Annotated in this window: 25 protein-coding genes; 6 read left to right on the forward strand and 19 right to left on the reverse strand. The window is 54.1% G+C overall.

Features of this window, described 5'->3' with window-relative positions:
* Positions 1 to 118: 118 nt before the first annotated feature.
* Positions 119 to 712 carry a YhgN family NAAT transporter gene (locus tag ABIB59_RS24530; RefSeq protein ID WP_041851355.1) on the forward strand — a complete coding sequence of 198 codons (594 nt, stop codon included), beginning with the start codon at positions 119 to 121 and terminating at the stop codon, positions 710 to 712.
* Between the two features lie 416 nt (positions 713 to 1,128).
* Here the strand turns inward: ABIB59_RS24530 and gntU are convergent, their stop codons facing one another.
* The 5 genes from gntU to ABIB59_RS24555 form a co-directional block, all read right to left on the reverse strand.
* On the reverse strand, positions 1,129 to 2,469 hold the full coding sequence (gntU, locus tag ABIB59_RS24535; RefSeq protein WP_041851354.1) for a gluconate transporter: 1,341 nt from the start codon (positions 2,467 to 2,469) through the stop codon (positions 1,129 to 1,131).
* A 12-nt stretch (positions 2,470 to 2,481) separates the two neighbouring features.
* Positions 2,482 to 3,003, reverse strand: a complete 522-nt coding sequence (gene gntK / locus ABIB59_RS24540) for a gluconokinase (RefSeq protein ID WP_064572416.1) — start codon at positions 3,001 to 3,003, stop codon at positions 2,482 to 2,484.
* Positions 3,004 to 3,139: 136 nt separating this feature from the next.
* Positions 3,140 to 4,135, reverse strand: a complete 996-nt coding sequence (gene gntR, locus ABIB59_RS24545) for a gluconate operon transcriptional repressor GntR (RefSeq protein ID WP_041851352.1) — start codon at positions 4,133 to 4,135, stop codon at positions 3,140 to 3,142.
* Between the two features lie 102 nt (positions 4,136 to 4,237).
* Complete coding sequence (locus ABIB59_RS24550) at positions 4,238 to 4,933, reverse strand: pirin family protein (protein ID WP_041851351.1); 696 nt, start codon at positions 4,931 to 4,933, stop codon at positions 4,238 to 4,240.
* A gap of 123 nt (positions 4,934 to 5,056) precedes the next feature.
* On the reverse strand, positions 5,057 to 6,094 hold the full coding sequence (locus ABIB59_RS24555; protein ID WP_041851350.1) for an oxidoreductase: 1,038 nt from the start codon (positions 6,092 to 6,094) through the stop codon (positions 5,057 to 5,059).
* 298 nt (positions 6,095 to 6,392) lie between these two features.
* On the opposite strand from ABIB59_RS24555, the gene ABIB59_RS24560 reads away from it, so the two are divergent.
* Positions 6,393 to 7,034: a bactofilin family protein gene (locus ABIB59_RS24560; protein WP_079496995.1), complete on the forward strand. Its 642-nt coding sequence runs from the start codon at positions 6,393 to 6,395 to the stop codon at positions 7,032 to 7,034.
* A gap of 213 nt (positions 7,035 to 7,247) precedes the next feature.
* Positions 7,248 to 7,739 carry an N-acetyltransferase gene (gene yhhY / locus ABIB59_RS24565; protein WP_041851348.1) on the forward strand — a complete coding sequence of 164 codons (492 nt, stop codon included), beginning with the start codon at positions 7,248 to 7,250 and terminating at the stop codon, positions 7,737 to 7,739.
* Positions 7,740 to 7,805: 66 nt separating this feature from the next.
* On the opposite strand, the gene ggt is transcribed toward yhhY, so the two are convergent.
* Positions 7,806 to 9,560: a gamma-glutamyltransferase gene (gene ggt / locus ABIB59_RS24570; RefSeq protein WP_354037391.1), complete on the reverse strand. Its 1,755-nt coding sequence runs from the start codon at positions 9,558 to 9,560 to the stop codon at positions 7,806 to 7,808.
* A gap of 121 nt (positions 9,561 to 9,681) precedes the next feature.
* On the opposite strand from ggt, the gene ABIB59_RS24575 reads away from it, so the two are divergent.
* Positions 9,682 to 10,134 carry a DUF2756 family protein gene (locus ABIB59_RS24575; RefSeq protein WP_041851447.1) on the forward strand — a complete coding sequence of 151 codons (453 nt, stop codon included), beginning with the start codon at positions 9,682 to 9,684 and terminating at the stop codon, positions 10,132 to 10,134.
* Here the strand turns inward: ABIB59_RS24575 and ugpQ are convergent.
* The 10 genes from ugpQ to livK form a co-directional block, all read right to left on the reverse strand.
* A complete protein-coding gene (gene ugpQ / locus ABIB59_RS24580) occupies positions 10,131 to 10,871 on the reverse strand; it encodes a glycerophosphodiester phosphodiesterase (protein WP_335256627.1) in 741 nt (246 codons plus the stop codon). The two genes, ABIB59_RS24575 and ugpQ, sit on opposite strands and share 4 nt — an antisense overlap.
* Positions 10,868 to 11,941 carry a sn-glycerol-3-phosphate import ATP-binding protein UgpC gene (locus ABIB59_RS24585; RefSeq protein WP_071194963.1) on the reverse strand — a complete coding sequence of 358 codons (1,074 nt, stop codon included), beginning with the start codon at positions 11,939 to 11,941 and terminating at the stop codon, positions 10,868 to 10,870. The genes ugpQ and ABIB59_RS24585 overlap by 4 nt, the downstream gene beginning before the upstream one ends.
* A 1-nt stretch (position 11,942) precedes the next feature.
* Complete coding sequence (ugpE, locus tag ABIB59_RS24590; protein WP_041851344.1) at positions 11,943 to 12,788, reverse strand: sn-glycerol-3-phosphate ABC transporter permease UgpE; 846 nt, start codon at positions 12,786 to 12,788, stop codon at positions 11,943 to 11,945.
* Positions 12,785 to 13,672: a sn-glycerol-3-phosphate ABC transporter permease UgpA gene (gene ugpA / locus ABIB59_RS24595; RefSeq protein ID WP_354037394.1), complete on the reverse strand. Its 888-nt coding sequence runs from the start codon at positions 13,670 to 13,672 to the stop codon at positions 12,785 to 12,787. The genes ugpE and ugpA overlap by 4 nt, the downstream gene beginning before the upstream one ends.
* Positions 13,673 to 13,786: 114 nt before the next feature.
* The gene (ugpB, locus tag ABIB59_RS24600; protein WP_041851342.1) at positions 13,787 to 15,103 is read right to left on the reverse strand and encodes a sn-glycerol-3-phosphate ABC transporter substrate-binding protein UgpB; all 1,317 of its coding nucleotides are present in this window, start codon (positions 15,101 to 15,103) and stop codon (positions 13,787 to 13,789) included.
* Positions 15,104 to 15,366: 263 nt separating this feature from the next.
* Complete coding sequence (gene livF, locus ABIB59_RS24605) at positions 15,367 to 16,080, reverse strand: high-affinity branched-chain amino acid ABC transporter ATP-binding protein LivF (RefSeq protein WP_041851341.1); 714 nt, start codon at positions 16,078 to 16,080, stop codon at positions 15,367 to 15,369.
* A 1-nt stretch (position 16,081) separates the two neighbouring features.
* Positions 16,082 to 16,849 carry a high-affinity branched-chain amino acid ABC transporter ATP-binding protein LivG gene (gene livG / locus ABIB59_RS24610; RefSeq protein WP_041851340.1) on the reverse strand — a complete coding sequence of 256 codons (768 nt, stop codon included), beginning with the start codon at positions 16,847 to 16,849 and terminating at the stop codon, positions 16,082 to 16,084.
* Positions 16,846 to 18,123, reverse strand: coding sequence for a branched chain amino acid ABC transporter permease LivM (gene livM / locus ABIB59_RS24615; RefSeq protein ID WP_041851339.1), 1,278 nt, complete (start codon positions 18,121 to 18,123; stop codon positions 16,846 to 16,848). Before livM ends, livG begins: the two co-directional genes overlap by 4 nt.
* Entirely contained in the window at positions 18,120 to 19,046 is a 927-nt protein-coding gene (gene livH / locus ABIB59_RS24620; RefSeq protein WP_041851338.1) for a high-affinity branched-chain amino acid ABC transporter permease LivH, read from the reverse strand. The genes livM and livH overlap by 4 nt, the downstream gene beginning before the upstream one ends.
* Before the next feature lie 173 nt (positions 19,047 to 19,219).
* Positions 19,220 to 20,329: a high-affinity branched-chain amino acid ABC transporter substrate-binding protein LivK gene (gene livK / locus ABIB59_RS24625; RefSeq protein ID WP_041851337.1), complete on the reverse strand. Its 1,110-nt coding sequence runs from the start codon at positions 20,327 to 20,329 to the stop codon at positions 19,220 to 19,222.
* Positions 20,330 to 20,756: 427 nt separating this feature from the next.
* Between livK and panM the strand changes: the two genes are divergently transcribed.
* A complete protein-coding gene (panM, locus tag ABIB59_RS24630) occupies positions 20,757 to 21,149 on the forward strand; it encodes an aspartate 1-decarboxylase autocleavage activator PanM (protein ID WP_335256625.1) in 393 nt (130 codons plus the stop codon).
* 195 nt (positions 21,150 to 21,344) lie between these two features.
* On the opposite strand, the gene ABIB59_RS24635 is transcribed toward panM, so the two are convergent.
* Both ABIB59_RS24635 and ABIB59_RS24640 read right to left on the reverse strand, forming a co-directional pair.
* Positions 21,345 to 22,448, reverse strand: coding sequence for a branched-chain amino acid ABC transporter substrate-binding protein (locus ABIB59_RS24635; RefSeq protein WP_335254562.1), 1,104 nt, complete (start codon positions 22,446 to 22,448; stop codon positions 21,345 to 21,347).
* Positions 22,449 to 22,700: 252 nt separating this feature from the next.
* Positions 22,701 to 23,966: a 4-aminobutyrate--2-oxoglutarate transaminase gene (locus ABIB59_RS24640; protein WP_354037398.1), complete on the reverse strand. Its 1,266-nt coding sequence runs from the start codon at positions 23,964 to 23,966 to the stop codon at positions 22,701 to 22,703.
* A gap of 107 nt (positions 23,967 to 24,073) precedes the next feature.
* Between ABIB59_RS24640 and pdxR the strand changes: the two genes are divergently transcribed.
* Positions 24,074 to 25,594, forward strand: coding sequence for a MocR-like pyridoxine biosynthesis transcription factor PdxR (pdxR, locus tag ABIB59_RS24645; RefSeq protein WP_354037400.1), 1,521 nt, complete (start codon positions 24,074 to 24,076; stop codon positions 25,592 to 25,594).
* Between the two features lie 62 nt (positions 25,595 to 25,656).
* Here pdxR and rpoH read toward each other — a convergent pair whose 3' ends face one another.
* Complete coding sequence (gene rpoH / locus ABIB59_RS24650) at positions 25,657 to 26,514, reverse strand: RNA polymerase sigma factor RpoH (protein ID WP_041851334.1); 858 nt, start codon at positions 26,512 to 26,514, stop codon at positions 25,657 to 25,659.
* Between the last annotated feature and the right edge of the window lie 253 nt (positions 26,515 to 26,767).

Below are 26,767 nucleotides of genomic sequence, written 5' to 3' on the forward strand. Positions count from 1 at the left end.
TCCAACTGGCGCTAATAGTCCACCTTACAAAATGCACGCAAAGTCGCAAGTGAAATTAATCAATGATGGGCAAGCCATCAGAAATACCGCTAATCAGCGGCAAAATGGGTAATTGATAATGAGCGAAATCATTTCGGTGGCAGTGTTGTTGATCCTGATTATGGACCCTCTCGGGAACCTGCCGATATTTATGTCAGTACTCAAGCATACTGAGCCGAAGCGCCGCCGAAAAATCATGATTCGCGAGCTGCTCATCGCACTGGTGTTGATGCTGGTTTTCCTCTTCGCGGGCGAAAATATTCTGGCGTTTCTCAACCTACGCGCCGAAACGGTTTCGATTTCCGGCGGCATCATCCTGTTTCTGATCGCCATTAAGATGATTTTCCCCAGCGAGTCCGGCAGCAGCATGGGGCTGCCGGCGGGTGAAGAACCGTTTATCGTACCGCTGGCGGTTCCGCTGGTGGCCGGGCCAACGCTGCTTGCCACCCTGATGCTGCTTTCACACCAGTACCCTAATCAGATGGGCCATCTGGTGATTGCGCTGTTGATAGCCTGGGGCGGTACCGTGGCGATCTTGCTGCAATCATCGCTGTTCCTGCGTTTGCTCGGCGAGAAAGGGGTGAACGCGCTGGAGCGTTTAATGGGGCTGGTTCTGGTGATGCTCGCAACCCAGATGTTCCTGGACGGCATCCGCCTGTGGATGAAGGGCTAGGTAAAAGCAAAACGGCAACGGAGGTAAAAGCAAAACGGCAACCTGAGTTGCCGTTTTTGGTGTTTGCTCCCTCTCCCCGAGGGAGAGGGCCGGGGTGAGGGCATCAGACCGCACCAGAATAAAAGCAAAAAGGCAACGCAAGTTGCCGTTTTTGGTGTTTGCTCCCTCTCCCTGTGGGAGAGGGCCGGGGTGAGGGCATCAGACCGCACCAGAATAAAAGCAAAAAGGCAACGCAAGTTGCCTTTTTTAGTGTTTGCTCCCTCTCCCCGTGGGAGAGGGCCGGGGTGAGGGCATCAGACCGCACCAGAATAAAAGCAAAAAGGCAACGCAAGTTGCCTTTTTTAGTGTTTGCTCCCTCTCCCTGTGGGAGAGGGCCGGGGTGAGGGCATCAGACCGCACTCCCCTAAACAGTAGAATCAACTCAACAACGTAAACGCAATCATCCCGACAATCGCCCCTGTGGTGCCCAGAATCGTTTCCATTAACGTCCAGGTTTTCAGCGTCTGCGCTTCGGTGGCACCGGTAAACTTACCGAACAACCAGAAACCCGCATCATTCACATGGCTCACCACAATGGAACCACCCGCGATACAAATCGACAGGGCCGCCAGTTGCGCACCGGAAAAATGCAGTTGCTCAATCACCGGCATCACCAGACCCACCGCCGTCAAACAGGCAACGGTCGCCGACCCCTGAATAATGCGCACGGCGGCTGCCAGCACAAAACAGGTCACGGCAATCGGCAGCCCCATACCGGTCAGCGCTTCGCCCAGCGCCGGGCCAACACCGGAATCTACCAGCACCTGCTTGAATACGCCGCCCGCACCAATCACCAGCAGGATAATCCCGGCAGGCTGCAATGCCTGACCGCAGATCTCCATGACCCGGTCTTTCGCCATGCCCTGGCGAATCGCCAGACCGTAGATTGCCACCAGGCAAGCCACCAGAATCGCGGTGAACGGGTGACCGATAAACTCCAGCCAGTTGTAGAGGTCCGAACCCTCTGCCACAAAACGTGCAGCGATAGTTTTCAGCCCCACCAGCACCAGCGGCAGCAGAATCAGCGACAGACTAAAGCCGAATGACGGCATTTTACCCTCGCCCAGATGCGGCTCAGTGATGTCGTCGGGGATATGCAGCGCGACATAGCGGCTGATAAAGTTGCCCCACAGCGGCCCGGCGATCAGCATTCCAGGAACGGCAGCGCACAGCCCAATCAGGATCATCCAGCCAAAGTCGGCGTGCATCTGGGAAGCCAGCAGCATCGGCGCAGGCCCAGGCAGCAGAAACGCTGCGGCTGCCGCCACGCCCGCAAATAGCGGAATCACCAGCTTCACAAGGTTAGTACCGGTATGGCGCGCCATAGAGAAGGCAACGCTTATCAGCAACACCACCGCCACTTCAAAGAACAGCGGCAGCGCGCAAATCAACCCCGCCAGGCCAATCGCGAAATGCGCGCGATTGTGACCAAAAGATTTGAGCATCTTCACGGCAATCTGATCGACCGCGCCGGTCTCATGCAGAATTTTGCCGAACATCGCCCCTAAAGCCACCACGATGGCGAGGAAGCCCAGCGTCCCGCCCATCCCTTTTTCCATGGTCGCCGCAATCTTGATCAACGGCATACCGGAAAAAAGCCCTGCACCAATAGAAACCACCATCAAAGCAACGAAAGCGTGCATACGCGCTTTCATGACTAAAAACAGCAGCAGCAACACAGAGCCAACTGCTGTTAAAACAAGCGTCAATGTACTCACAACAAACTGCCTTTATTTGTTAATCACTTCAATTGTGCTGGCGACAACACCTTCCAGGGGCTGGTCAATGTCAACGATCAGTACGTCGCGCTCATCCGCACCCGGCTCTTCCAGGGCTTCAAACTGGGTCACCAGCATTTGCGTTTTAAAGAAGTGGCCTTTACGCGCTTTCAGGCGGCTTTCGATAACATCGAAGTCCCCTTTCAGGTAGATAAAGGAGAGATTAGGGTTGCCGTCACGCAGCAGGTCGCGGTAACGCTTTTTCAGCGCCGAACAGACAATCAGCGACACTTTGTTGGTGCGCTGCATTGCAAAGGCCGCATCGTTGAGCGCCTGCAACCAGGGTTTACGGTCATCGTCATTCAACGGCTCGCCTGCGGCCATTTTCATGATGTTGGCGCGTGGATGAAGGAAGTCGCCGTCAAGAAACGCGGCATGGAGTTGATGCGCCACTTCACTGGCGACAGCGGATTTACCACTGCCAGATACGCCCATCAGGACATAGACGTGGTGATCATGGTTAGTCGTGCTCAAAGCGTAGCTCCCACAGGTACAAAGTAAATTGTTACGGGTAACAGTTATCGGTAACATTGTCCTGCCGGGGTAATGGATAAGCAATAACCATTCGTGCCAGAAGTGAATAAGTGTGAGCTACTTCAAATTTGTCAGACTAAATAGATCCACCCGGTGACAATGTGAAACCTAAATCTAACAATTTTGGCGTAACAGATTCACCACGAATGCGCGCCAGCAGGCGTTCTGCACCAATACGTCCCATACGTTCACGCGGCGTAAGGACGCTCGCCAGACGCGGCTCCATTACCTGGCCAATGTCGTGACCGTGGAACCCGGCGATCGCCATATCATCAGGAACTTTCAGCCCCAAACGCTGGCATTCGAACGCCGCGCCGACCGCAAGGTCATCGTTGGTGCAAAAAATTCCGTCCAGTTGCGAGTATTCGCGACGCGCCTGCCGCATAAGCTCAATGCCCGCGGTATAGGACGAGGACTGTTCTACCATCACGCTGTATGGCGTCAGACCCGCATCAAGCATCGCCTGCTCATACCCCTTCTGTTTGATGATAGTACGTTCGTCGAGACGTGCGCCCAGGTAGGCCACCCGGCGATGACCACGTTCAATAATGGCCGCCGTCATCTGCCGCGCCGCTTCAAAGTTGTCGAAGCCAACGGCGATGTCCAGGCAAGGCGACTTGCTGTCCATCAGTTCAACAACAGGGATACCCGCCACTTCAATCATTTTCAGCGTGCGAGGCGTATGGGTACGTTCAGTGAGGATAAGGCCGTCAATATTCCACGACAGCATCGATTCAAGCCGCTCTTCTTCCAGCTCAGGCTTATAGCCGAAGTGCGCCAGCATGGTTTGATAGCCAAACGCATCCGTCACGCTTTCGATGCCGCGCAGGACTTCTGCGAACACCTGGTTGGTTAAAGAGGGAAGCAGCACGCCAACCGCACGGCTGGTGGCATTGGAGAGAATATCCGGAGCCCGATTCGGAATGTAGCCCAGTTCATCAAGTGCAGCCGCTATTTTAGACCGAAGCGCCACGGAGACTTGCTCCGGGTTGCGTAAAAATCGGCTGACCGTCATTTTGGTCACGCCAACGCGATCGGCCACATCCTGAAGTACGGGTCTTTTCTTTTTCATCGTCCTGAATTGATAAACGGGGAAACATCAGGCCAGTTTATCACGGACAGCACGCAACCTTCTGGTGTTAACCAGAAGGTTGCGTCATTTATTTAAGCCCGATCAAACTGGCGGCAGGTCGAAAAGTAAAATTTCGCTGTCGCTATCGGCATGAATGGACAGAGCCTGCTCGTCCCAGATGGCCAGGCCATCGCTGGTGGTCGCTTTCGTGCCGTTAATGGATACCTCACCTTTCACCACCTGAATCCAGATTTTGCGGTCTGCAGAAACCTGATACACAGACTGCTCATCTTTCAACAGCGCCCAGCGATAAAGCTCCATGTCCTGATGCACTTTCAGCGAACCGTCGCGAGCATCCGGCGACAGCACCAGTTGGCGGCCCTGCGTTGCATCAAAGCGGCGTTGTTCGTAACGCGGCGTGATGCCATTTTCTTCTGGAATAATCCAGATCTGGTACAGACGCAGCGGTTCAGTGGCGCTGGGGTTGTACTCAGAGTGCCGCACGCCGGTGCCAGCGCTCATGATCTGGAACTCACCCGCCGGAACCTGTTCTTTATTGCCCATGCTGTCCTGATGCTCGACCGCGCCTTGCAGTACATACGTCAGGATTTCCATATCTTTATGGGGATGGGTGCCAAACCCCTGCCCGGCATCGATCACGTCGTCGTTAATCACGCGCAGTGCAGAAAAACCCATAAAGTTTGCATCGTAATAGTTGGCAAACGAAAAGGTATGCCAGGAGTCAAGCCAGCCATGATTTGCGTGGCCACGGTCGTTTGCTTTGCGTAAATAAATCATGTTTTCACCCTCATGTTCGTTTCGATGGAGTAAGTGTGGACCCGATCGCTGACCAATCATAGAGGGTGAAAATTGACTCCTCTGTTCAAAAAAAATGAAAGACTTTTGTAACCTTAAGACCACTTATTTTGCGAGGGTTACCGTGGATGGAGAGGCCTGTTCGAAGGCGCGCTCCAGGATCTCCAGGTTGGTCAGAACATCAGATTCCTTGACGTAATTATCCGCCCCGGTGGTCAACGTGGCATAGAGCGCATCATAGACCCGGCCATAGTCACCAATTTCCGGTTTCAGCTCCTCACGCACCGTTTCACCCGCGTCATTCACATACTCCAGCACGCCGATACTGTCATCTGCCGCAAATCCCGCTTCACCAGGCATGATATTGGCCTTCAGGCTGGTCTCCTGCTGGTCGATGCCGTACTTGATAAATGATCCTCTGGTCCCGTGGACAATAAACTTCGGATAGTCGATTTTGACCAGATAGCTGGTTTTTACGATGGCTTTCAGATCGCCATAAAAGAGCTGCGCTTCAAAGGTGTCATCCGGGTTGGCCTTGTTGCGCAGGCTACGAATGTCATACGCCACATGGTCCGGGCGACCAAACAGTGAAATAATTTGATCCATCGTATGCACGCCAAGCCCGTAGAAGGATCCGTCCTGCGGCAGGCCAGGTTTCGTTTCTGCAACCGGGCGGTAGTAATCGAAGTGGCTCTCCACTTCAACAATTTCACCTAACTTGCCGCTCTCAATGGCTTTTTTGGCCATCAAAAAACAGGTGTCAAAGCGGCGATTCTGATACGGCGTGACGGTCAGGCCTTTGCTTTTTGCCAGTTCAAAGAGGGTGACGGCTTCGGCAATCGTTGGCGTGAATGGCTTTTCTACCAGCACGTTTTTCCCGGCTTCCAGCGCCCGTTTCGCGTACTCAAAATGGCTGTCCGCGTGGGTACAAACGATGACCAGACTGACCTGCGGATCATTGAGCACCTCATCAAGATCGCTGGTGAAGTGAATATGCTGATACTGCGGATGCTGTTCTTCCGGTTTCGCATGGCGGCGAAAGATATGTGCCACATGCCAGGTATCTTTGCGATTCAGAACGTAAGGGAGGTGGTAGCGGGTGGTGCTTTTACCAAAGCCGATAAATGCGCAATGCAGAGTCATAATGCTGTCCTTGTTTAGCGTCGCAGCCTTAAACCTTAGCGCAAGACGCCCACCGATAAAAACCACTGTCATCAACGAACAAGACATACAGCCAAATCATTCTGAACTTACGATGCATTTACCGTGATTATAAAAGCAGAATAAACAACCACTTCCATTCTTAAAATCCTCTGACACGTCTTGATCTCATTGACCAAATTGCCGATAAAAGTGCCGCGAAAAGCAGGATGTTTCTCGCAATAACGGGTCAGCCACACATCGGGCTGGCTGCCATGGAAAGCGGCTCAGGGAAGTATGCATGGACAGAAAATATCTCCTGCTAAACCTCACCCTTCTGGTCTGGCTGTTTGCGCTTTTGGCCTGGTGCGTCGGCGCATCCTCGCTGGCGCGTTACGCAGGACTGCTGGCCTTTGCCACCTTTAGCGCTTTTATCCTGAGAGGATTCATAACAGGCATGTTCAAAAAACATAAAAACAGCGAAAACCCCGGCGCGATAGCTGCCACCCCTTCTACCGTTAATCAACACCAGGCCGAGACGGAAACATCTACGGTGATCGCCCGTGATGTTCATCTTGAAGGCAATATTGCTTCATCCAGCCCGGTGTACGTTTACGGCAGTGTACGGGGTGATATCGACGTGAAAGAGAGTCTGGTCAACGTCATGCGTGAAGGACGGGTCGAAGGCAACATTAACTGCCAGCAATTGATTATCGACGGCGCCGTGACAGGCCAGTGTACGGGCGATACGGTAGATATTGCCGAAAACGGTACGCTAACCGGCACGCTGGTTTATCGCACGCTGAGCATAAAACAGGGCGGCACCTTTACAGGCCAGGCGGAACTGCATGCCCCACGACAGGGGCAGACGAACGTTGTGGGGCTGGTGCTCGACACCACCACGGAGGGCACAAGCAAAAAGGCTGAGGGAAAACGCAGGTAAAAAAAAGCCAGCACCCGGCTGGCTAAGAAATACTGGAAGCAATGTGAGCAATGTCGTGCTTTCAGGATTACCGCATCGGTTTCCCTGAACGCATGGCAATAATAATCATTATCATTCGCACTTGTCTACCCTTTTTTGCAAAAAATGGCAGTTGACGCACTTTGCAAACTTCGTGATGTTGAAGAGGATATTTCACTAAAAGAGGAAAAAGGAATGAGTGACATTGTGATACGCCATATTGAAGCCAGCGATGCAGAAGCATTACGCCACATCAATTCACATCCTGGGGTGTATCACGACACGCTACAAATTCCTCATCCTTCCATGGCGATGTGGCAAGAAAGGGCCGCCGTCAAACCAGGCCGACGCCACCTCGTCGCCTGTCTTGATGAAGAGGTCGTCGGACACCTGGCTCTGGATATCATGGAAAATCCCCGGCGCGGCCACGTTGCCACCTTTGGAATTGGCGTTTCAGCGGAAAAGCATGGGCGTGGCGTAGGCAGCGCGTTAATGCGCGAAATGGTGAACCTGTGCGACAACTGGCTGCGAATAGAACGTATTGAATTGACCGTCTTCGTTGATAATGCCCCGGCGCTGACGCTGTATCAGAAGTTCGGTTTTGAAATTGAAGGAACCGGAAAGCGCTTCGCCCTGCGCAACGGCGAATACGTGGATGCCTATTTTATGGCACGGATAAAACAGTAAGCCTCCACGATTAACAAACCGCTCAACCCATCCCCTCTCCCTTTCAGGAAGAGGGGATTGAGAAACTTAATATCCCGCCGTTAAATCATCCACCGTACGCGGGTCAGACGCACCGTACAACGTGCCGTCCGGGCCAACCATAATGCTCTGCGTACTGCCCATCGCCTCTTTCACAACAACCTTCTGCCCTTTCTGCTCAAGCAGCTTGAGGGTGTCCGGGCTAAAGCCTTTTTCGACGCGCAGCTCATCCGGCAGCCACTGATGATGAAAGCGCGGGGCGTTGGTCGCCTCGGCGACGTTCATCCCAAAATCGATGCTGTTTACCACGATTTGCAGCACAGTTGTGATAATTCGGCTACCGCCAGGACTCCCCGTAACCAGCCAGGTTTTCCCGTCTTTCACCACGATAGTCGGCGACATGGAGGAGAGCGGACGCTTGCCCGGCCCTACCGCATTCGCATCGCCCCCCACCAGCCCATAGACATTCGGCACGCCAGGTTTGGCCGAGAAATCATCCATTTCGTTGTTCATCAGGATGCCAGTATTTCCCGCCACAATCCCGCTACCAAAGGTTGTGTTGAGGGTGTAGGTCACCGCGACGGCATTACCGTCTTTATCCACCACCGAATAGTGCGTTGTTTGTTTACTCTCGTAGGGCTCAAGCTTGCCCGGACGAATCTGGCTCGATGGCTTCGCTTTATTGACGTCGATTTGCTGAGCCAGCGATTTTGCATAATCCTTGTTGGTCAGCGCCTGCCAGGGCACCTTCACAAAATCCGGATCGCCAAGGTATTCAGACCTGTCGGCATAGGCGTATTTTTCCGCCTCCGCCATTACCTGCAAGGTATCCGCGCTGCCGAAGCCATATTTTGCGAGGTCAAAGTTCTCAAGGATATTGAGGATCTGCACGATATGGATCCCCCCGGAAGAGGGCGGCGGCATGGAGAAAACCTGGTAGCCGCGATAGTCGCCGCTGATGGGGGTGCGCTCGACGGCTTTGTAATTGGCCAAATCTTCTTTGGTGATCAGCCCGCCGTTTTTACTCATCTCCTGAGCAATCTGATCGGCAATCGAGCCTTTATAGAATGCGTCCGGGCCTTTTTCAGCAATCATCTCCAGGCTCTTTGCCAGGTTCGCCTGAACCAGTTTGTCGCCTTTTTTCAGGGGCTCGCCGTCTTTCCAGAAAATGGCTTTGCTGTTTTCATGGTTTGGCAGCACTTCACTGCCATAGGTTTTGAGATCGTCAGCCAGGGCGTCATTCACCACGAAGCCCTGCTTTGCCAGCTTAATGGCCGGCTGTACGACTTTATTCAGCGGCAATGTGCCATATTTTTCCAGCGCCAGCGAAAAGCCCGCCACTGTGCCCGGCGTACCGGAAGCTAAGTGTGACGTGAGAGACTTTTTGCTGTCCGGGTTGCCCTGGTCGTCAAGAAACATATCGCGCGTTGCTGCTGCCGGGGCCATTTCACGAAAATCAATTGCGGTCGTTTTGCCATCTTTGGTACGGATCATCATAAACCCGCCGCCACCGAGATTACCGGCCTGCGGGTGCGTTACGGCCAGCGCATAGCCAACCGCCACGGCGGCATCCACGGCGTTGCCCCCCTGTTTGAGGATATCGACGCCAACACGGGTTGCGGTTTCGTCAACGGACGCCACCATCCCCTGTTTCGCACGAACCGGATGAAAGACATCCGCCTCAACGCCATACGACACCGGAGCCGGTGCCGCAACGGGCGGAGGTGCCGCCGCAACGCTAAAACATCCTCCCGCCATCAGAGCGGCTATCGCCACCCAACGCGCAAACTTCTGTTTCATCATCGTCGTTCTCCTGAGAAGGGGCTACAGTCCCCGCTTAAGTCTGGTTCAGAACTCCTAAAAGATCATCGTAGTGCGTGAAACGGAGTAAACTTAGAAGAACCTTCAGAAGGAGGAGAAGATGATGAAACGACTATTTATTCTGGCCGCGTTCTTGCCATTGGCCGCTTTCGCACAGCCGCTCAATACCACCAATAACCCGAACCAACCGGGTTATCAGATACCGAGTCAGCAGCGAATGCAGACGCAAATGCTTAATCAGCAACAGCAGCAAAAAGGGATGTTAAATCAGAATTTGCAGACGCAAACGCGCCTGCAACAGCAGCATCTGGAAGCGCAAATTAATAATAATTCCCAGCGGGTAAGGCAGGCGCAGCCGGGGGAGCTCGATCCGGGTACCCAGCAGATGCTCCCCAATACAAACGGCGGCATGCTGAACCAAAGCGTTAATAACGATGCGACACTGGGTCAGCAGCAACATATGCTGCCCGCTAACCAGGCCGGCAGCAGCATGCTGAATCAAAACCATACCAGCACGCCGCAAGCGAATATCCCGCTAAAAACCGTTACGCCTTAAGGCTGAAAATCTGGTCCGATGACTTCAATGTTGTCGGTACAGATGCAATCAACGCCCCAGCGTAGCAGTTGAGACGCACGCTGCGGGCGATTGACGGTATAAACCAGAATATGTAACCCGGCATCCCGCAGCATATCCACGCGTTCTTCATCAAGAAGCGTGTGATTAAGATGGATGGAGAAACATTCCAGACGGGTGGTCAGTTCCCGCCAGTCATCGCGCCATTCATCCAGCAGCAACCCCCGAGGTAGTTCCGGTGCCGCCGCTTTCGCCGCCTCCAGCGCATCAATTTCAAACGACGACAGCAGCGGTGTCGGCATATCAGCCCAGAGTTCGCGCGCCGCGAGTGCCACCACTTTGCCCGTCAGCGAGCCAGTGCCGGTCGTCGGTTTAATCTCGATATTCGCCATCATGCCGTACTGACGACAGCGGTCGGCAACCTGCGACAGCAGCGGCAGCGGTTCACCTTTGAATTCGCCGCCAAACCAGCCGCCTGCGTCTACTTTCAGCAGATCGTTCCATTCCAGATCCCCGGCAACACCCCAGCCGTTGCTGGTACGCTCGAGATTATCGTCATGCAGCAGAAAAATATGCCCGTCTTTCGACAACTTCGCATCGAACTCGATCATTGTGTGACCGTAGCGAGCGCCCACATCAATTGCCGCCAGCGTATTTTCCGGGGCGAGTTTCCCACCGCCACGATGGGCGGCGACGTGGGGGTAAGGCCAGTTGCTCATACACGTTGTCCTGTTTCACCGTCAAAAAGGTGCAGGTGATTCTCCGGCAAATGCAGCCACAGCGTACTGCCCTGCTTCGGTCTGTCCTGATGTGCAAGGCGCACCACCAGCTTATGGTCGCCCCAGCGACCGTGGGCCAGGTTGTCTGCGCCAAGCATCTCAAGCGTATCCATCACCAGCGGTACGCCACCTGCGGACTGTGAGCTTAACGCAATATGTTCCGGGCGGATACCCAATGTCATTTTACGCCCGGCATAGCCCCGGTAGTACCAGTTAATGGGCAGAGCCATACCGCTATCCAATTCAAAATGGGTACCGGTGTTGCTGATACGCCCATCCAGCAAGTTCATCGCCGGGCTACCGATAAAACTCGCCACAAAGCGGCTGGCCGGTTTTTCGTACACCTCTACAGGTGTGCCGATCTGTTCCGCCACCCCTTTATTCATCACCATCACGCGCTGCGCCAGCGTCATTGCCTCTACCTGGTCGTGGGTCACGTAGAGCGACGTCGTTTTCAGGCGACGATGCAAATGCTGCAGTTCCAGCCGCATCTGGACGCGTAGTTTCGCATCAAGGTTTGATAGCGGTTCATCAAACAGAAACACCGCCGGATCGCGCACAATGGCACGCCCCATCGCCACACGCTGACGCTGGCCGCCGGATAATTCGCGCGGACGGCGCTTTAACAGACCATCCAACTCCAGAATACGGGCCGCCTCTTTTACGCGCTCGGCAATGTGCTCTTTACCCATGCCGCGAATTTTCAGCCCCCAGGCCATGTTCTCTTCCACACTCATATGCGGGTAGAGCGCATAGTTCTGGAACACCATCGCAATACCGCGATCTTTCGGCTCCGTTTCCGTCACGCGCTGGCTATCAATCCAGATATCGCCCGTGCTGACGCGCTCAAGGCCAGCGACCATGCGGAGCAGCGTCGACTTTCCGCAACCGGATGGCCCCACCATTACAATAAATTCGCCGTCCGCCACGTCCAGCGTCAGCGGCTGAATAACCTGCGTTTTGCCGTTATCCCAGCTTTTGGTTACGGCCTGTAATTTTAATCCTGCCATCTTATTTCTCACTGTCGACCAGGCCACGCACAAAGGCACGCTGCATGGCAAAAACGATAACCACCGGGGGAATCAGCGTGAGCAGCATTGCCGCCATCACCTGGTTCCATTGTGTTGAGCCCTCACCTACGGCAATCATGCCTTTAATGCCCGCAACAGCCGTGCCCAGATTGACGTCGCTGATGATAAGCAGAGGCCACAAATACTGGTTCCAGCCGTAGATAAAGGTAATGACAAACAGCGCCGCCAGATTGGTTTTTGATAGCGGCAGCACGATGTCCCAGAAAAAGCGCATCGGCGAGGCACCATCAATACGTGCCGCTTCCATCAGTTCATCGGGAAGCGTCATAAAGAACTGGCGAAACAGAAATGTCGCCGTAGCGGAAGCCATCAGCGGTAGCGTTAACCCGGTGTAGCTGTCGAGCATTTTCAGGTTCGCAATCACTTCCACCGTCGGGAAGATACGCACTTCAACCGGCAGCATCAGGGTGATAAAAATCATCCAGAAGAAGAGGTTACGCAGCGGGAAACGAAACCAGACGATGGCAAAAGCGGATAGCATCGAAACGGCGATTTTCCCCACGGTAATGGAGAACGCCATGATGAAGCTGTTAAGCATCATCAGCCAGAACGGCGCACTGTTAGCCCCCACGCCGTTAATCCAAATCGCTTTCATGTTTTCCAGCAGGTGCGTGCCGGGAATCAGGGTCATTGGCGTTTCAAAAACGGCTTTGTTATCCAGCGTTGCCGCCACAAAGGCGACATACAGGGGAAACAGGATCGTCACAATGCCCAGGATAAGCAGAAGGTGGCTGAAAAAAGTCAGCCCTGGACGATTCTCAATCATTGGTAGCGTACCTTGCTTTCAACATAACGGAACTGAACGACCGTCAGCACGATCACCAGGAACATCAATACCACGGACTGTGCAGCGGATGCGGACAGATCCAGACCGGCAAAGCCCTCACGGTAAATCTTATAAATCAGCGTGGTCGTTGCCTGTACCGGGCCGCCCGCCGTCGCGGCATCAATCACCGGGAAGGTATCGAAGAAGGCGTACACCAGGTTGACCACCAGCAGGAAGAAACTCACCGGGGCAATCAGCGGCAGCGACAGCTTAAAGAAGCGGCGAATCGGCCCTGCGCCATCAATCGCCGCGGCTTCCACCAGGGAACGGGGGATAGATTGCAGCGCAGCGAAGAAGAATAAAAAGTTGTAACTAATCTGCTTCCAGATAGAAGCAAAAACCACCAGGAACATGGCCTGGCCACTGTTTTGCGCGTGGTTCCAGTTATAGCCAAATTGTTCAAGAACATGGGTTATCAAACCGCGACCGGGATTGAAGAGAAAGATCCACAACACAGCGGCGACCGCCGGGGCGACGGCATACGGGAGCAGCATCAATGTCTGGTATACACGACTGCCGCGTACCACGTTGTCGACCAGCGCGGCAAAGAACAGGGAGGAGAACAGACCAAAAAAAGTGACCAGCGCGCTAAAACGCATCGTCGTCCAGAAGGACTCAAGGTAATAGCTGTCATGGAACAGGGCCACAAAGTTATCCAGGCCAACGAACTGTCTCGACAGGCCGAACGGATCAACGCTTTGAACCGAATACCACAGCGCTTCGCCCGCAGGCCAGATAAAGAAAATAATGGTGATAACCAGTTGAGGCGCGACCAGCAGGTAAGGCAGCCAGCGCGAACGAAACACCGGACGGGATGAGGACATAGTTATGCTCTGAGTTGTATTTTCCCCTCACCCTAACCCTCTTCCCACAGGGGCGAGGGGTGGGTTTGCGCCCTCTCCCTTTCAGGAAGAGGGCCGGGGTGAGGGTGTAAGCTATTAAGACTTAGTCGACTGTTCGAAGCGGCGAAGTAGCTGATTACCACGCTCTACGGCCGAATCCAGTGCCTGCTGCGGCGTTTTCTTACCGGTCCAGACGCTTTCCAGCTCTTCATCCACAATGGTACGAATCTGCGGCATGTTGCCCAGACGCAGACCTTTGGTGAACGGCAACGGCGGCTTGTTCAGCATCTGACGCGTTGCGATGTCCGCACCCGGGTTCTTGTCATAGAAACCTTCTTTACGGGTCAGATCATATGCAGCGGTAGTAATCGGCAGATAGCCGGTTTTCTGGTGCCATTCAGCAGCGATTTCCGGTTTAGCCAGGAACTCAAGGAACTGCGCAACACCCGTATAGGTCGGCTTATCTTTGCCCTGCATAACCCACAGGCTGGCCCCGCCGATGATGGCGTTCTGCGGTGCGCCTTTCACGTCAGCGTCGTAAGGCATCATGCCTACACCGTAGTTAAATTTGGCGTAATGACGGATATCCGCCAGCGAGCCAGAGGAGGCAGTAGTAATCGCGCAGTCACCGTTATAGAACTTCTCGGTAGACTCGTCTTTACGACCGAAGTAGCTGAAATCCCCTTTCTTGTTCAGCTCTTCGAGCATGGCGATGTGTTTCACCTGCTCAGGTTTGTTGAACTCCAGAACCGCATCCGTACCGTCGAAACCGTTGTTTTTGGTCGCAACCGGCAGGCCGTGCCAGGCGCTAAAGTTTTCAATCTGAATCCAGCCCTGCCAGCCGCTGGCGTAACCGCACTTCATCCCTGTGGCTTTCAGTTTGGCCGTGTACGCAGCCAGATCCTGCCAGGTTTTTGGTGGCTGCTCCGGATCTAAGCCCGCTTTTTTGAAGGCATCTTTGTTGTAATACAGCACCGGCGTGGAACTGTTGAACGGCTGAGACAGCAGGTGGCCCGTTTTAGAATCGGTGTAGTAGCCGGCAACGGTCGGCACAAACTGAGACTCATCAAAGTTGATACCCGCGTCTTTAAATACTTCATAGACCGGCTTAATGGCTTTCGATGCCATCATGGTCGCCGTACCCACTTCGTAAACCTGCAGCAGAGCGGGCGCATTACCCGTACGGAACGCAGCGATACCCGCACTCAGGCTCTGCTCGTAGTTACCTTTGTACACCGGCACAATTTTGTAATCCGGGTGGGTGTCGTTAAAACGTTGCGCCAGGGAGTCGACTTCTTTGCCTAACTCGCCTTCCATGGAATGCCAGAATGGGATTGTCGTGACAGCCATTGCGTTGCCTGCAAAGATCAACCCAAGAGCCAGTCCTAAAGCTGTGTGTCGTAACGGTGTCATTCGGTTTTCTCTCTTGTTGTGCCGGATGCGCGATATCACGCGTTTTATGCTCGCGAGGTAACATGACATGCTCGAATGACAGAAAAATAACCTTTTAATTACAATAGAGTGACAGCCAGACGTCAGAGAGATGATGGATTCATGAAAGCAGAGGGGAAAATATATTAGGATGTGCGGCCTGATGCCCTCACCCCGATCCTCTCCCACGGGGAGAGGGAGGAAACACTAAAAACGACAGCCTGATGGCTGCCGTTTTGCTTTTATTAACCGCCCAGATAGGCGCTACGCACCGCTTCGTTCGCCAGCAGCGCATCGCCGGTATCTTCCAGCACGACATGACCGTTTTCCAGCACGTAGCCGCGATCGGCGAGTTTCAGCGCCTGGTTGGCGTTCTGCTCGACGAGGAAGATGGTCATCCCTTCTTTGCGCAGTTGTTCGATAGTATCGAAAATCTGCTGAATGATGATCGGCGCAAGACCCAGAGAAGGTTCGTCCAGCAGCAGCAGGCGCGGCTGACTCATCAGCGCACGGCCAATTGCTAGCATCTGCTGTTCACCGCCGGACATCGTGCCCGCACGCTGAATACGACGCTCATGCAGACGCGGGAACAGCTCGTAGACCCACTTGATGCGATCCTGGAACTGGTCGCGATCGGCAAAGAAGCCGCCCATCGCCAGGTTCTCTTCCACGGTCATACGGGAGAAGACGCGACGCCCTTCCGGCACAATCGCCACCGCTTCGCGCATAATTTTCGCCGTCTGCCAGTCGGTAATGTCTTTGCCATCAAACACAATACGACCGCTGGTCGCGCGAGGATCGCCACACAGGGTTCCCAGCAACGTGGTTTTACCCGCGCCGTTGGCACCGATCAGGGTGACAATCTCACCCTGATTGATATGCAGGCTGACATCATGCAGCGCCTGGATTTTGCCGTAGTGGGCGCTAACTTTGTCAAAGGACAACATGACTTTTTCCATCTTATGCCTCACCAAGGTATGCGCGGATCACGTCCGGGTTATTACGAATTTCTTCCGGCGTACCGTTAGCCAGTGGCGTGCCCTGGTTGACGACATAAATACGATCGGAGATCCCCATCACCAGCTTCATATCATGCTCGATGAGCAGGATGGTGGTGTTGTGGTTGTTACGCAGCTCAACGATTAACTCGTCCAGCTCTTTGGTCTCTTTCGGGTTCAGCCCTGCCGCCGGTTCGTCCAGCATCAGGATTTCCGGCTGCGTCACCATGCAACGAGCAATCTCCAGACGACGCTGGTCGCCATAGGCCAGGTTACTTGCCTGACGGTTGGCATGCTCAAGCAGACCAATACGCTCAAGCCAGATGGCAGCACGATCCAGAGCTTCACTCTGCGCGCGGCGGAAAGATGGCGTTTTCAGCAGACCGGAGAAGACACCGGTTTTCAGTTGCTGATGCTGTGCCACCAGCAGGTTTTCAATCACCGTCATTTCACGGAACAGACGCACGTGCTGGAAAGTACGCACTACGCCCATGCGGGCAATTTGCTGGCCCGGCAGCCCTTCCAGATGCTGGTCGCGCAGCATAATGGTGCCGCCCGTCGGTTTGTAGAAACCGGTCAGGCAGTTAAAGACGGTGGTTTTCCCCGCACCGTTAGGGCCAATCAGCGAGACGATTTCCTGCGGATGTAAATCCAGCGCCACATTGTTGACGGCCAGCAGGCCGCCAAAGCGCATCATCAGGCCGTTTACGGATAACAATGGCTGACTCATGCCTGTTCTCCCTTTGCCTGACCGTTTTTCAGTTTCAGTTGCGGACGGGTCATCGGCAGTAAGCCTTGAGGACGCCAAATCATCATCAGTACCATCAATCCACCCAGCATCAACATGCTGTATTCATTGAAATCGCGCATCAGCTCGCGGGAAACCACCAGCAGAATCGCCGCCAGGATAACCGCAAACTGCGAACCCATACCGCCCAGCACCACAATGGCCAGCACAAAGGCAGACTCGGCAAAAGTGAAGGATTCCGGGCTGACAAAACCCTGGCGCGCGGCAAACAGCGTACCGGCAAAACCAGCAAACGCGGCGCTGATAGTGAAGGCAGTCAGTTTGATGCGAGTCGGGTTGAGGCCCAGAGAGCGGCAGGCAATTTCGTCTTCACGCAGCGCTTCCCAGGCACGGCCGAGCGGCATACGCAGCAGACGGTTAATCACAAACAGGGTGAGTACGACCAGCAGCAGCGCAACCATATAGAGAAAGACGACACGGTCGCTGGGGTCATAAGGCACGCCAAAGAAGTTGCTGAATGTATCCCAACCGCCCTCGCGCGCGGTACGGCTAAACTCCAGACCGAACAGCGTCGGCTTCGGAATCTGGCTGATCCCGTTCGGGCCACCGGTAATTTCGGTATTGTTCAGCAGCAGGATACGGACGATTTCGCCGAAACCGAGGGTGACAATCGCCAGGTAATCTCCGCGCAGACGCAGTACCGGGAAGCCAAGCAGGAAGCCCGCCGCCGCCGACACCAGGCCCGCCAGCGGCAGACATGTCCAGAAACCGAGACCATAATAGTGGTTAAGCAGCGCGAAGGTGTAGGCGCCGATAGCGTAGAAACCGCCATAACCCAGCACCAGCAGACCGGACAGCCCCACCACCACGTTCAGCCCAAGGCCGAGGATGATGTAAATCATAGTCATGGTGGCGATATCCACCGTACCACGCGACACCACAAACGGCCATGCCACGGCAGCCACCAGCAGGGCCACCAGGAAGAGTTTCTGTTTAACGGTCGAACCGTCGATCGCTGGCAGAATGAATTTCGGCCCCGAGACGTTTTTCAGCGTCTTCTGGTAAACAGGGCGCAGCAACTGGAAGAAAAAGACCACAGCCGTGCCAATGAACACCCATTCCCAGCGAATGCTCGCTGCGGTGTTAACCACCAGCTTCGTGCCATCCAGCTCTAACTGCACGCCCATAAAGACGCCCGCCAGCACGAAAAACATGGCGGCGGAGAGCAACGCCATCGCAAAATGCATCGGTTTCATACTTTTTCAACCTCCGGGCGACCCAGGATACCGGTCGGCATCACCAGCAGCACGACGATCAGCAGGGCAAAGGCCACAACGTCTTTATATTCCGTACTCAGGTACGCCGAGGAGAGTGCTTCGGTAATGCCCAGAATCAGGCCGCCGATCATTGCACCCGGAATGCTACCGATCCCGCCCAACACCGCTGCGGTAAAGGCCTTCATCCCCGCCATAAAGCCGATATAGGGGTTGATTACGCCATAGAACTGACCGAGCAACACGCCCGCCACTGCCGCCATCGCTGCACCAATTACAAAGGTCAGAGCAATCACGCGGTCAGTATTGATGCCAAGCAGGCTCGCCATTTTCAGGTCTTCTGAACAGGCGCGACAGGCGCGGCCCATGCGGGAATAACGGATAAACACCGTCAGGGCCAGCATCGAAACAAAGGTCACGATCCAGATAACCAGTTGCATGGTGGTGATGGTGGCCGCGAAATTATCACTGCTACCGACCGTCCACTGGCCGTTAAACAGGCTCGGCAACGCCACGTCACGTGAACCTTCGGTCAGGCTGACATAGTTTTGCAGGAAGATTGACATCCCGATGGCAGAAATCAGTGCAATCAGGCGCTTGGAGTTGCGCACCGGGCGGTAGGCCACGCGCTCAATACTCCAGCCATAAGCACTGGCAATGACGATAGCGCCGACAAAGCCTGCGGTAATCAACAGCCAACTGGCGTCGATTCCCATCATCATCAAAGCGGCAATAATCATAAAGGAGACATAACTGCCGATCATATAGACCTCGCCGTGGGCGAAGTTGATCATGCCGATAATGCCATACACCATGGTGTAACCGATGGCGATCAATGCATAGGTGCTTCCCAGCGTCACGCCGTTAAACATCTGCTGCAAGAAGTAGAGAAACTGCTCGGACATAACGTAACCTTTCTAAACCCGACAAGCCGGGATGTTGAACCCCCACTCTAAATAATTCGAGTTGCAGGAAGGCGGCAAGTTTGTTCATCCCCGGAAGCGTACAAATCGTACGTGACCGGGGTGGATAAACGCAGCCAACGCATCTGCGGCGCGAAGTATGATGAGTGGTTGCCTTATTTGGCTACCGTGGACGAACCATCGGCGTGCCACTGGAAGACTCCGAAATCAAATCCTTTCAAATCGCCTTTCTCATCCCAGTTCAGCGGCCCAATCACGGTTTTAGCTCCGTTAGCTTTTAAATCTTTCACCAGCGCGAGCGGTTCATTACTGCCAGAACGCTCCATTGCCTGCGCCAGAGACTGCACTGCGGCATAGGTGATCCAGACATACGGACCACTCGGGTCTTTCTTCTCGGCTTTTAACGCATCGACGATGGCCTGGTTAGCCGGATCCTGATCGTAGCGCTTCGGCATCGTTACCAGCATGCCTTCCGCCGCATCGCCCGCGATGTTGGAAAGGGATGCGTTACCTACGCCTTCCGGCCCCATAAACTGAGTCTGCAGGCCATTCGCACGCGCCTGACGCAGAATTTGTCCCATTTCCGGGTAATAACCACCGTAGTAGACAAAATCGATATTTTCTTTCTTAAGGCGAGCAACCAGCGCGGAGAAGTCTTTCTCACCGGCGGTGATACCGTCAAAGAAAACGATGTTCGCACCGCCAGCTTTCAGCCCTTCCTGAACGGAACGCGCCAGACCTTCACCGTACTGCTGCTTGTCGTGAATGATGGCAATACGCTGCGGCTTCACCGTGCCGAGGATATATTTCGCGGCGGTCGGCCCCTGAGAGGAGTCCAGCCCTGCGGTACGCATAATGTGCTGATAACCGCGCTGGGTGAGTTCCGGATTGGTCGCGCCGGGGGAGATCATCAAAATGCCTTCGTCTTCGTAGATGTCAGACGCAGGCTGCGTTGACGATGAGCAGAGATGTCCAATAACGTATTTGATGCCGTCGTTAACGACTTTATTCGCCACCGCAACGGCTTGTTTCGGGTCACAGGCGTCGTCGTATTCCACAGCGACCAGTTTGTCGCCCTTAACGCCGCCTTTAGCGTTGATATCTTTGATGGCCTGGCGCGCACCGTTGAACTCCATATCGCCCCATTGAGCAATCGGCCCGGACATCGCCCCCACAACCGCAACTTTTATATCCTTCGCCATGGCCGCGTGAGACATCGCAAGTGCAACCATCCCCGCGATTAATGTCTTCGCGTTCCTTCTCATTCTAAAATCCTCGTTCGTGATGTCGTGTGTAAATATATTGTTTTTTTATGGTTAAAAAGCATTCTGTACTTTTTATAGACAACGCTATTTTTACCAGTGCCATGAATGGTTTAGCGCAGTTTTTTGGCAAAAACCAGACTAAATACTCTATTTTTCAGGCGATTAAGCAGAGATAATATTCTGAATTCCGCTGGAGATAAACCAAAAAAGTTCAGTTTACAGCATAAAATAATGGCACAATGAGCGGAATAAAACGCTACCTTTCAGGGGAAAATGCTGCCTGTTTTTCAATCCCTAATGTTTAAATCTGCCGCAACGCCAGCCTCAAAAGTAATCGCCTGCAAACCGAAAAATGAAAAAGTAACAGCCCACGTCAGAGGAAATTGTTTACACTGCAGTTATCTTTTGAGACATGGACAAGCTGTGAATGAAATTGACCATTATCCGTCTGGTAAGTTTTACCGAGCAGGATCTTATTGATTTAGCTAAAGTCTGGCCGGAATACTCCCCTGCATCGCTGGAAGTTGACGAAACGCACCTTATTTATGCGGCGCGTTTTAACGACCGATTATTAGGCGCTGTTCGCGTGACCCTGAGTGGTACCCAGGCGGCACTGGATTCCCTGCGCGTACGTGACGTCACCCGTCGCCGCGGTGTTGGCCAATATTTGCTCGAAGAAGTGATCCGCGAGAATCCATCGGTGACCACCTGGTGGATTACCGAAGCCGGCGTAGAAGATCGTAGCGTGATGGCCGCATTCGCTCAGGCGACGGGCTTTACCGCGCAGAATGATGGCTGGGTGAAGCATATAGACGCGTAACCGGATAAGCACAGCGCATCCGGGAAACTGCAAAGATGTAAAAACGGCAACCTTCAGGTTGCCGTTTGCATTTATCTCCGTGCGGCCTGATGCCCTCACCCCGCCCCTCTCCCACGGGGAGAGGGAGATGGGTAGGTGACCGGGGTTAACGGACGTGGCCAACACACTTGCGGTGCGAAAGGCGACGGTCAGGGTTTATTTCGCGTCAGTCGCGGTACCATTCGCATGCCAGGTAAACACGCCAAACTCAAAGCCTTTCAGGTCACCCTTCTGATCCCAGGACAATGGTCCCATAACGGTCTCAACAGAGTTGCCTTTCAGCCAGGTTGCGATAGCCGCCGGGTCGGAGGACTGGTTCAGGCCAGCCGCCAGAGACTGCAGCGCAGCGTAGGTGGTCCACACGAACGCGCCGCTCGGATCCTGTTTCTTCGCTTTGATCGCGTCTACGATAGGTTTGTTCGCCGGAACCTGATCGTAGTTTTTCGGTTTGGTTACTAACATGCCTTCGGCAGAATCGCCCGCGATGTTAGACAGGGAAACGTTCGCTACGCCTTCCGGCCCCATGAATTTGGTTTGCAGACCGGCAGCACGAGACTGACGCAGGATCTGGCCCATTTCCGGGTGGTAGCCACCGTAGTAAACGAAGTCGATGTTCTCTTTTTTCAGACGCGCAACCAGCGTGGAGAAGTCTTTCTCGCCAGCGGTGATACCGTCAAAGAACACCACGTTCGCGCCGCCTTTTTTCAGGCCATCCTGCACAGCACGCGCCAGACCTTCGCCGTACTGCTGTTTATCGTGGATAACAGCAATGCGCTGCGGTTTAACGTGTTCCAGAATGTATTTTGCAGCCGTCGGGCCCTGATCAGAGTCCAGACCGGTGGTACGCAGAGTCAGTTTATAACCGCGAGCGGTCAGCTCAGGTGCGGTCGCTGCTGGCGTAATCATCAGAATACCTTCGTCTTCATAAATATCGGACGCAGGCTGAGTGGAAGAGGAGCACAGGTGACCAATAACGTATTTGATGCCGTCGTTAACCACTTTGTTCGCTACTGCAACGGCTTGTTTCGGGTCGCACGCATCATCATATTTGGTAATAACCAGCTTGTCGCCTTTGATACCGCCTTTGGCATTGATATCAGCAACAGCCTGCTCAGCGCCAGTAAACTCCTGATCACCGTATTGCGCAACCGGGCCAGACATCGCACCCACGACAGCAACTTTAATATCTTTCGCGAATGCCATGTTGCTCATCGCTAACGCGACACATCCTGCCAGTAACGCTTTACCCTTCATATTCATCCTGAGATTCCCCATTGTTTATGGTGATTGCATTTGTTGTGATGTTGTTGTTCGACACATTATTTTGCTGACGGTCATAAGCAAAGAATATGATAGTAGCCAGCACGGATGCCGCCCGTGTCTTGGCAGCATTCTCTGCTAAAACATACCCCATTTTCTGAAATTTGGAACAACAATTTTGAAGGTTATATAACAGGCGGATGACAGTGAGTAAGAAAGCCGCCAGGCGGCGGCTTCCATTGTTCTGGTCAATTAGTGAGTCAGTGACTGGTAGATAATATCCAGCGCTTTACGGAACTGAACTTCCGGAATAGTCAGCGGATAGAGGAAGCGAATCACGTTACCGTAGACACCGCAACTCAACAGCAACAGCCCGGCGGCCAGCGCTTTATCCTGCACCTGTTTTGTGAATTCTGCCGACGGTTCACCGCTTTGCGGATCGTTAAACTCCACGGCCACCATAGAACCCTGGGCGCGAATATCCGCAATGTACGGACAGTCCGCTTTCGCTTTGGTCAGCACTTCAACCAGATGCTTACCCAGGTGGTTCGCGCGTTCGCAGAGATTTTCCTCTTCAATCACATCCATCACCGCATGCGCAGCGGCAACGGCCAGCGGGTTACCGGCATAAGTACCGCCTAACCCCCCCGGCGCGGGTGCGTCCATCACTTCCGCACGCCCCGCCACTGCTGACAGCGGCAGGCCGCCCGCCAGGCTTTTCGCCATGGTGATTAAGTCAGGTTTAACGCTGTAATGTTCCACCGCGAAGAGTTTACCGGTACGCGCAAAGCCGGACTGCACTTCATCGGTAATCAGCAAAATCCCATGGGTATCACACAACTTACGCAGCGCCTGCATAAAGTCGTCTGGCGCGATATTAAAGCCGCCTTCGCCCTGTACCGGCTCGAGTAAAATGGCTGCAACCTGATCGGGGGCGATATCCGCTTTAAAAATACGATCCAGGCTTTTCATAGCGTCTTCAGTACTGACGCCGTGCAGCGCATTCGGGAATTGCGCATGGAAAATGGAGCCAGGGAACGGGCCAAAACCGATTTTGTACGGTGCCACTTTGCCGGTCAGCGCCATGGTCATATAGGTACGTCCGTGGAAACCGCCGCCGAAAGTAATCACACCAGGACGTTTGGTATAGGCGCGGGCGATTTTGACCGCGTTTTCCAGCGCTTCCGCCCCGGTCGAGAAAAAGGCTGTTTTGGCCGGGCCTTCTACCGGTACGCGTTCGTTAATGCGTTCCGCCAGCAAGACGTAGCTTTCGTAAGGGACAATCTGATAAGCCGTGTGGGTAAAGGCCTGCAACTGTTTTTCCACTGCTGCGACAATTTTAGGATGGCGATGGCCGGTATTAAGCACCGCAATCCCGGCGGCGAAATCGATGACTTCGTTGCCTTCCACATCCCACAGAGTGGCATTTTCTGCTTTCTCGGCATAGAAGCCGCACATCACGCCAATACCACGCGGTGTCGCCTGTAAACGGCGTTGATGTAATTCGTTATTCTTCACCTTAAACTCCCCCGTCATTGATTCATTTCGCAGCAACCCTGTTTTGCAACAATGACACAAGCGGTCCTATAATCGAGTACCAGTTTTGAATAATTAAGGGATCCAATTTGCGTTCGCTCGTGTGTGATTTACTGCAGTTGCGTCTGGACGAACAAACCGAAGGCAAACTGCATAAGAAATTATATAACGCGATTCGCCTGTCGATCCTCGAAGGGAGCCTGCCCCCGCAAAGCCGCCTGCCGCCGAGCCGGGATTTAGCCGCAGAACTCCACCTTTCGCGCAACACGGTCCTGACGGTTTACGAACAGCTTGTGGCGGAAGGATATGTCGTTTCCCGTGCCGGAAGCGGCACCTTTGTGGCACAGACGGTGCCGGACAGCCTGCTCACGGCGCCGCTGTCGCCAGCCGGACACGGTGCGGGCGATCTTCCTTCTCATCTTTCCTCACGCGGTCAGGCGTTATTGCAAAAAAGCAGCGCCAGCCCACGCCAGTGGGGGGCATTTTTACCCGGCGTGCCCGATGTCAGCGCTTTTCCACATGCCCTGTTTCGTAAAATCCAGGCACGTATCAGCCGCAAACCGCAGGCCAGCCAACTCTCCTACAGCGATGCAGGCGGTAGCCAGGCATTGCAGCAGGCGCTGGTGGAATATCTGCGCGTTACCCGCTCCGTGCGCTGTAGCGCCGGGCAAATCCTGATAACTGAGGGTATTCACCAGGCCATCGATCTGGTATCGCGCATGTTGTGTAACCCCGGCGATAGCGCATGGATTGAAGAGCCAGCCTACTGGGGCATTCGTAACGTTTTGAAGATGAACGGTGTCGAACTCCAGGCTATCGACGTCGATCTTTCCGGCATGCAGCCACCGGAGAGCGGAAACACGCCACCCCGGCTGATATTTGTAACCCCCTCTCATCAGTACCCGCTGGGCTGCGTCATGAGCCTGGAGCGACGCCAGCGCCTGCTGGCGCTCGCCCGGCAAACGGGAAGCTGGATTGTTGAGGATGATTACGACAGCGAATTTCGCTTTTCCGGTCAGCCGATCCCCGCGCTCCAGGGGCTGGTAGATGACGCGCCGGTTATCTACACCGGGACATTCAGCAAAACGCTCTACCCCGGTCTGCGTCTGGGTTATCTGGTGTTGCCGCGTCCCCTGATGCAGGCGTTAAAGACGGCGCATGCAGAACTGTATCGCGGCGGCCGGTTGCTGGACCAGGAGGCGCTGGCGCAGTTTATTACCGAGGGGCATTACACGGCACATATCCGACGGATGCGTCTGCTCTATGCCCGCCGACGCGCCCGACTGGCAAGCCTGATTGTCGAGGCGCTGGGTAAAGAGGCGCTGAGCGAATATAACGACAATGCCGGGCTGCATCTGGTGCTTTCACTGCCCGCAGAGTGTGATGATGTTGCCCTTGCCAGGCGCGCGAATGAACGAGGTGTTCTGGTGCGGGCACTGTCGCGGTACTACTCTGGCGATAAGCCGTTGAAAGGGTTGTTGATGGGGTTTGCCGCCATGGAGGAAGAAGAGATGGAATCGGCGTTCCAGATCTTGCTGGCCTGCCTGACTCCGGAGGTGGCGTCGCCTTATCCGGACTATATAAACCCGGCCCTGAAAGCAAAAAACTGAACGCCAGAAAACAAAAAGCCGGGTAGCTCTCGCTGACCCGGCCCATTCTTTAACGCACAGCGTTACGCTTCGATCGCGGCACGCAGTTTCTTCATCGCGTTCTTTTCCAACTGACGCACACGCTCAGCGGAAACACCGTAACGATCTGCCAGTTCCTGCAGCGTTGTTTTGTTCTCTTCATCCAACCAGCGAGCACGAATAATGGCCTGGCTACGCTCGTCGAGACCCTGCATCGCATCCGTCAGCTTATTAGCTGCCTGCTCTTCCCAGTTGTCGTCTTCAATGCCATCCGCAAAGTTAGACGATTTATCCTGCAGATAGAGTACCGGTGCCATAGGCTGGCTATCGGAAGATTCATCATCTGGCGACATATCGAAAGTCATGTCCTGCGCCGCCATACGTGATTCCATTTCACGCACGTCTTTGCTGGTCACGCCCAGTTCACGGGCAACCATTTCCACTTCGTCCTGGTTAAACCAGCCCAGACGCTGCTTGGTTTTACGCAGGTTAAAGAACAACTTACGCTGTGCTTTCGTGGTCGCGACTTTCACAATACGCCAGTTACGCAGCACGTATTCGTGAATCTCAGCTTTAATCCAGTGCACGGCGAAAGAGACAAGGCGCACACCCACTTCCGGGTTGAAGCGACGTACGGCTTTCATCAGGCCGATATTACCTTCCTGGATCAGATCCGCCTGCGGCAGACCATAGCCCGAATAGTTACGAGCAATATGAACAACAAAGCGCAGGTGTGACAGGATCAGCTTCTTAGCTGCTTCCAGATCGCCCTGGTAATGCAGCTTTTCAGCCAGTGCCCTTTCTTCATCAGCCGTCAACATCGGCCATGCGTTAGCGGCCCGGATATAAGATTCCAGGTTACCAACAGGGGCTAAAGCTAAAGTTTGCATTTCTTTGGTCATTCAAATCCTCTCAAATTACATTCGACTGGCGGCGGTCTGTCCCCATCAGGCAACACACATGCCAGCGTTAATGAGCAACGAGAATAGCATCCACTCTTGTATCAGACAGTGATTTTATCCACAAGTTCCAGGCTGGATTGTGAATAAATTAGGCACAAAATGTGACATAAGAATGAAAAACCGCGGCAAAGGAAAGGAGATATGCGCTATACGCTTTCCCTGCGACGGGAATACTGCATTGCAGGGAAAGAGT

The organism is Citrobacter sp. UYEF32, from assembly GCF_040546205.1.
Classification (GTDB): domain Bacteria; phylum Pseudomonadota; class Gammaproteobacteria; order Enterobacterales; family Enterobacteriaceae; genus Phytobacter; species Phytobacter diazotrophicus.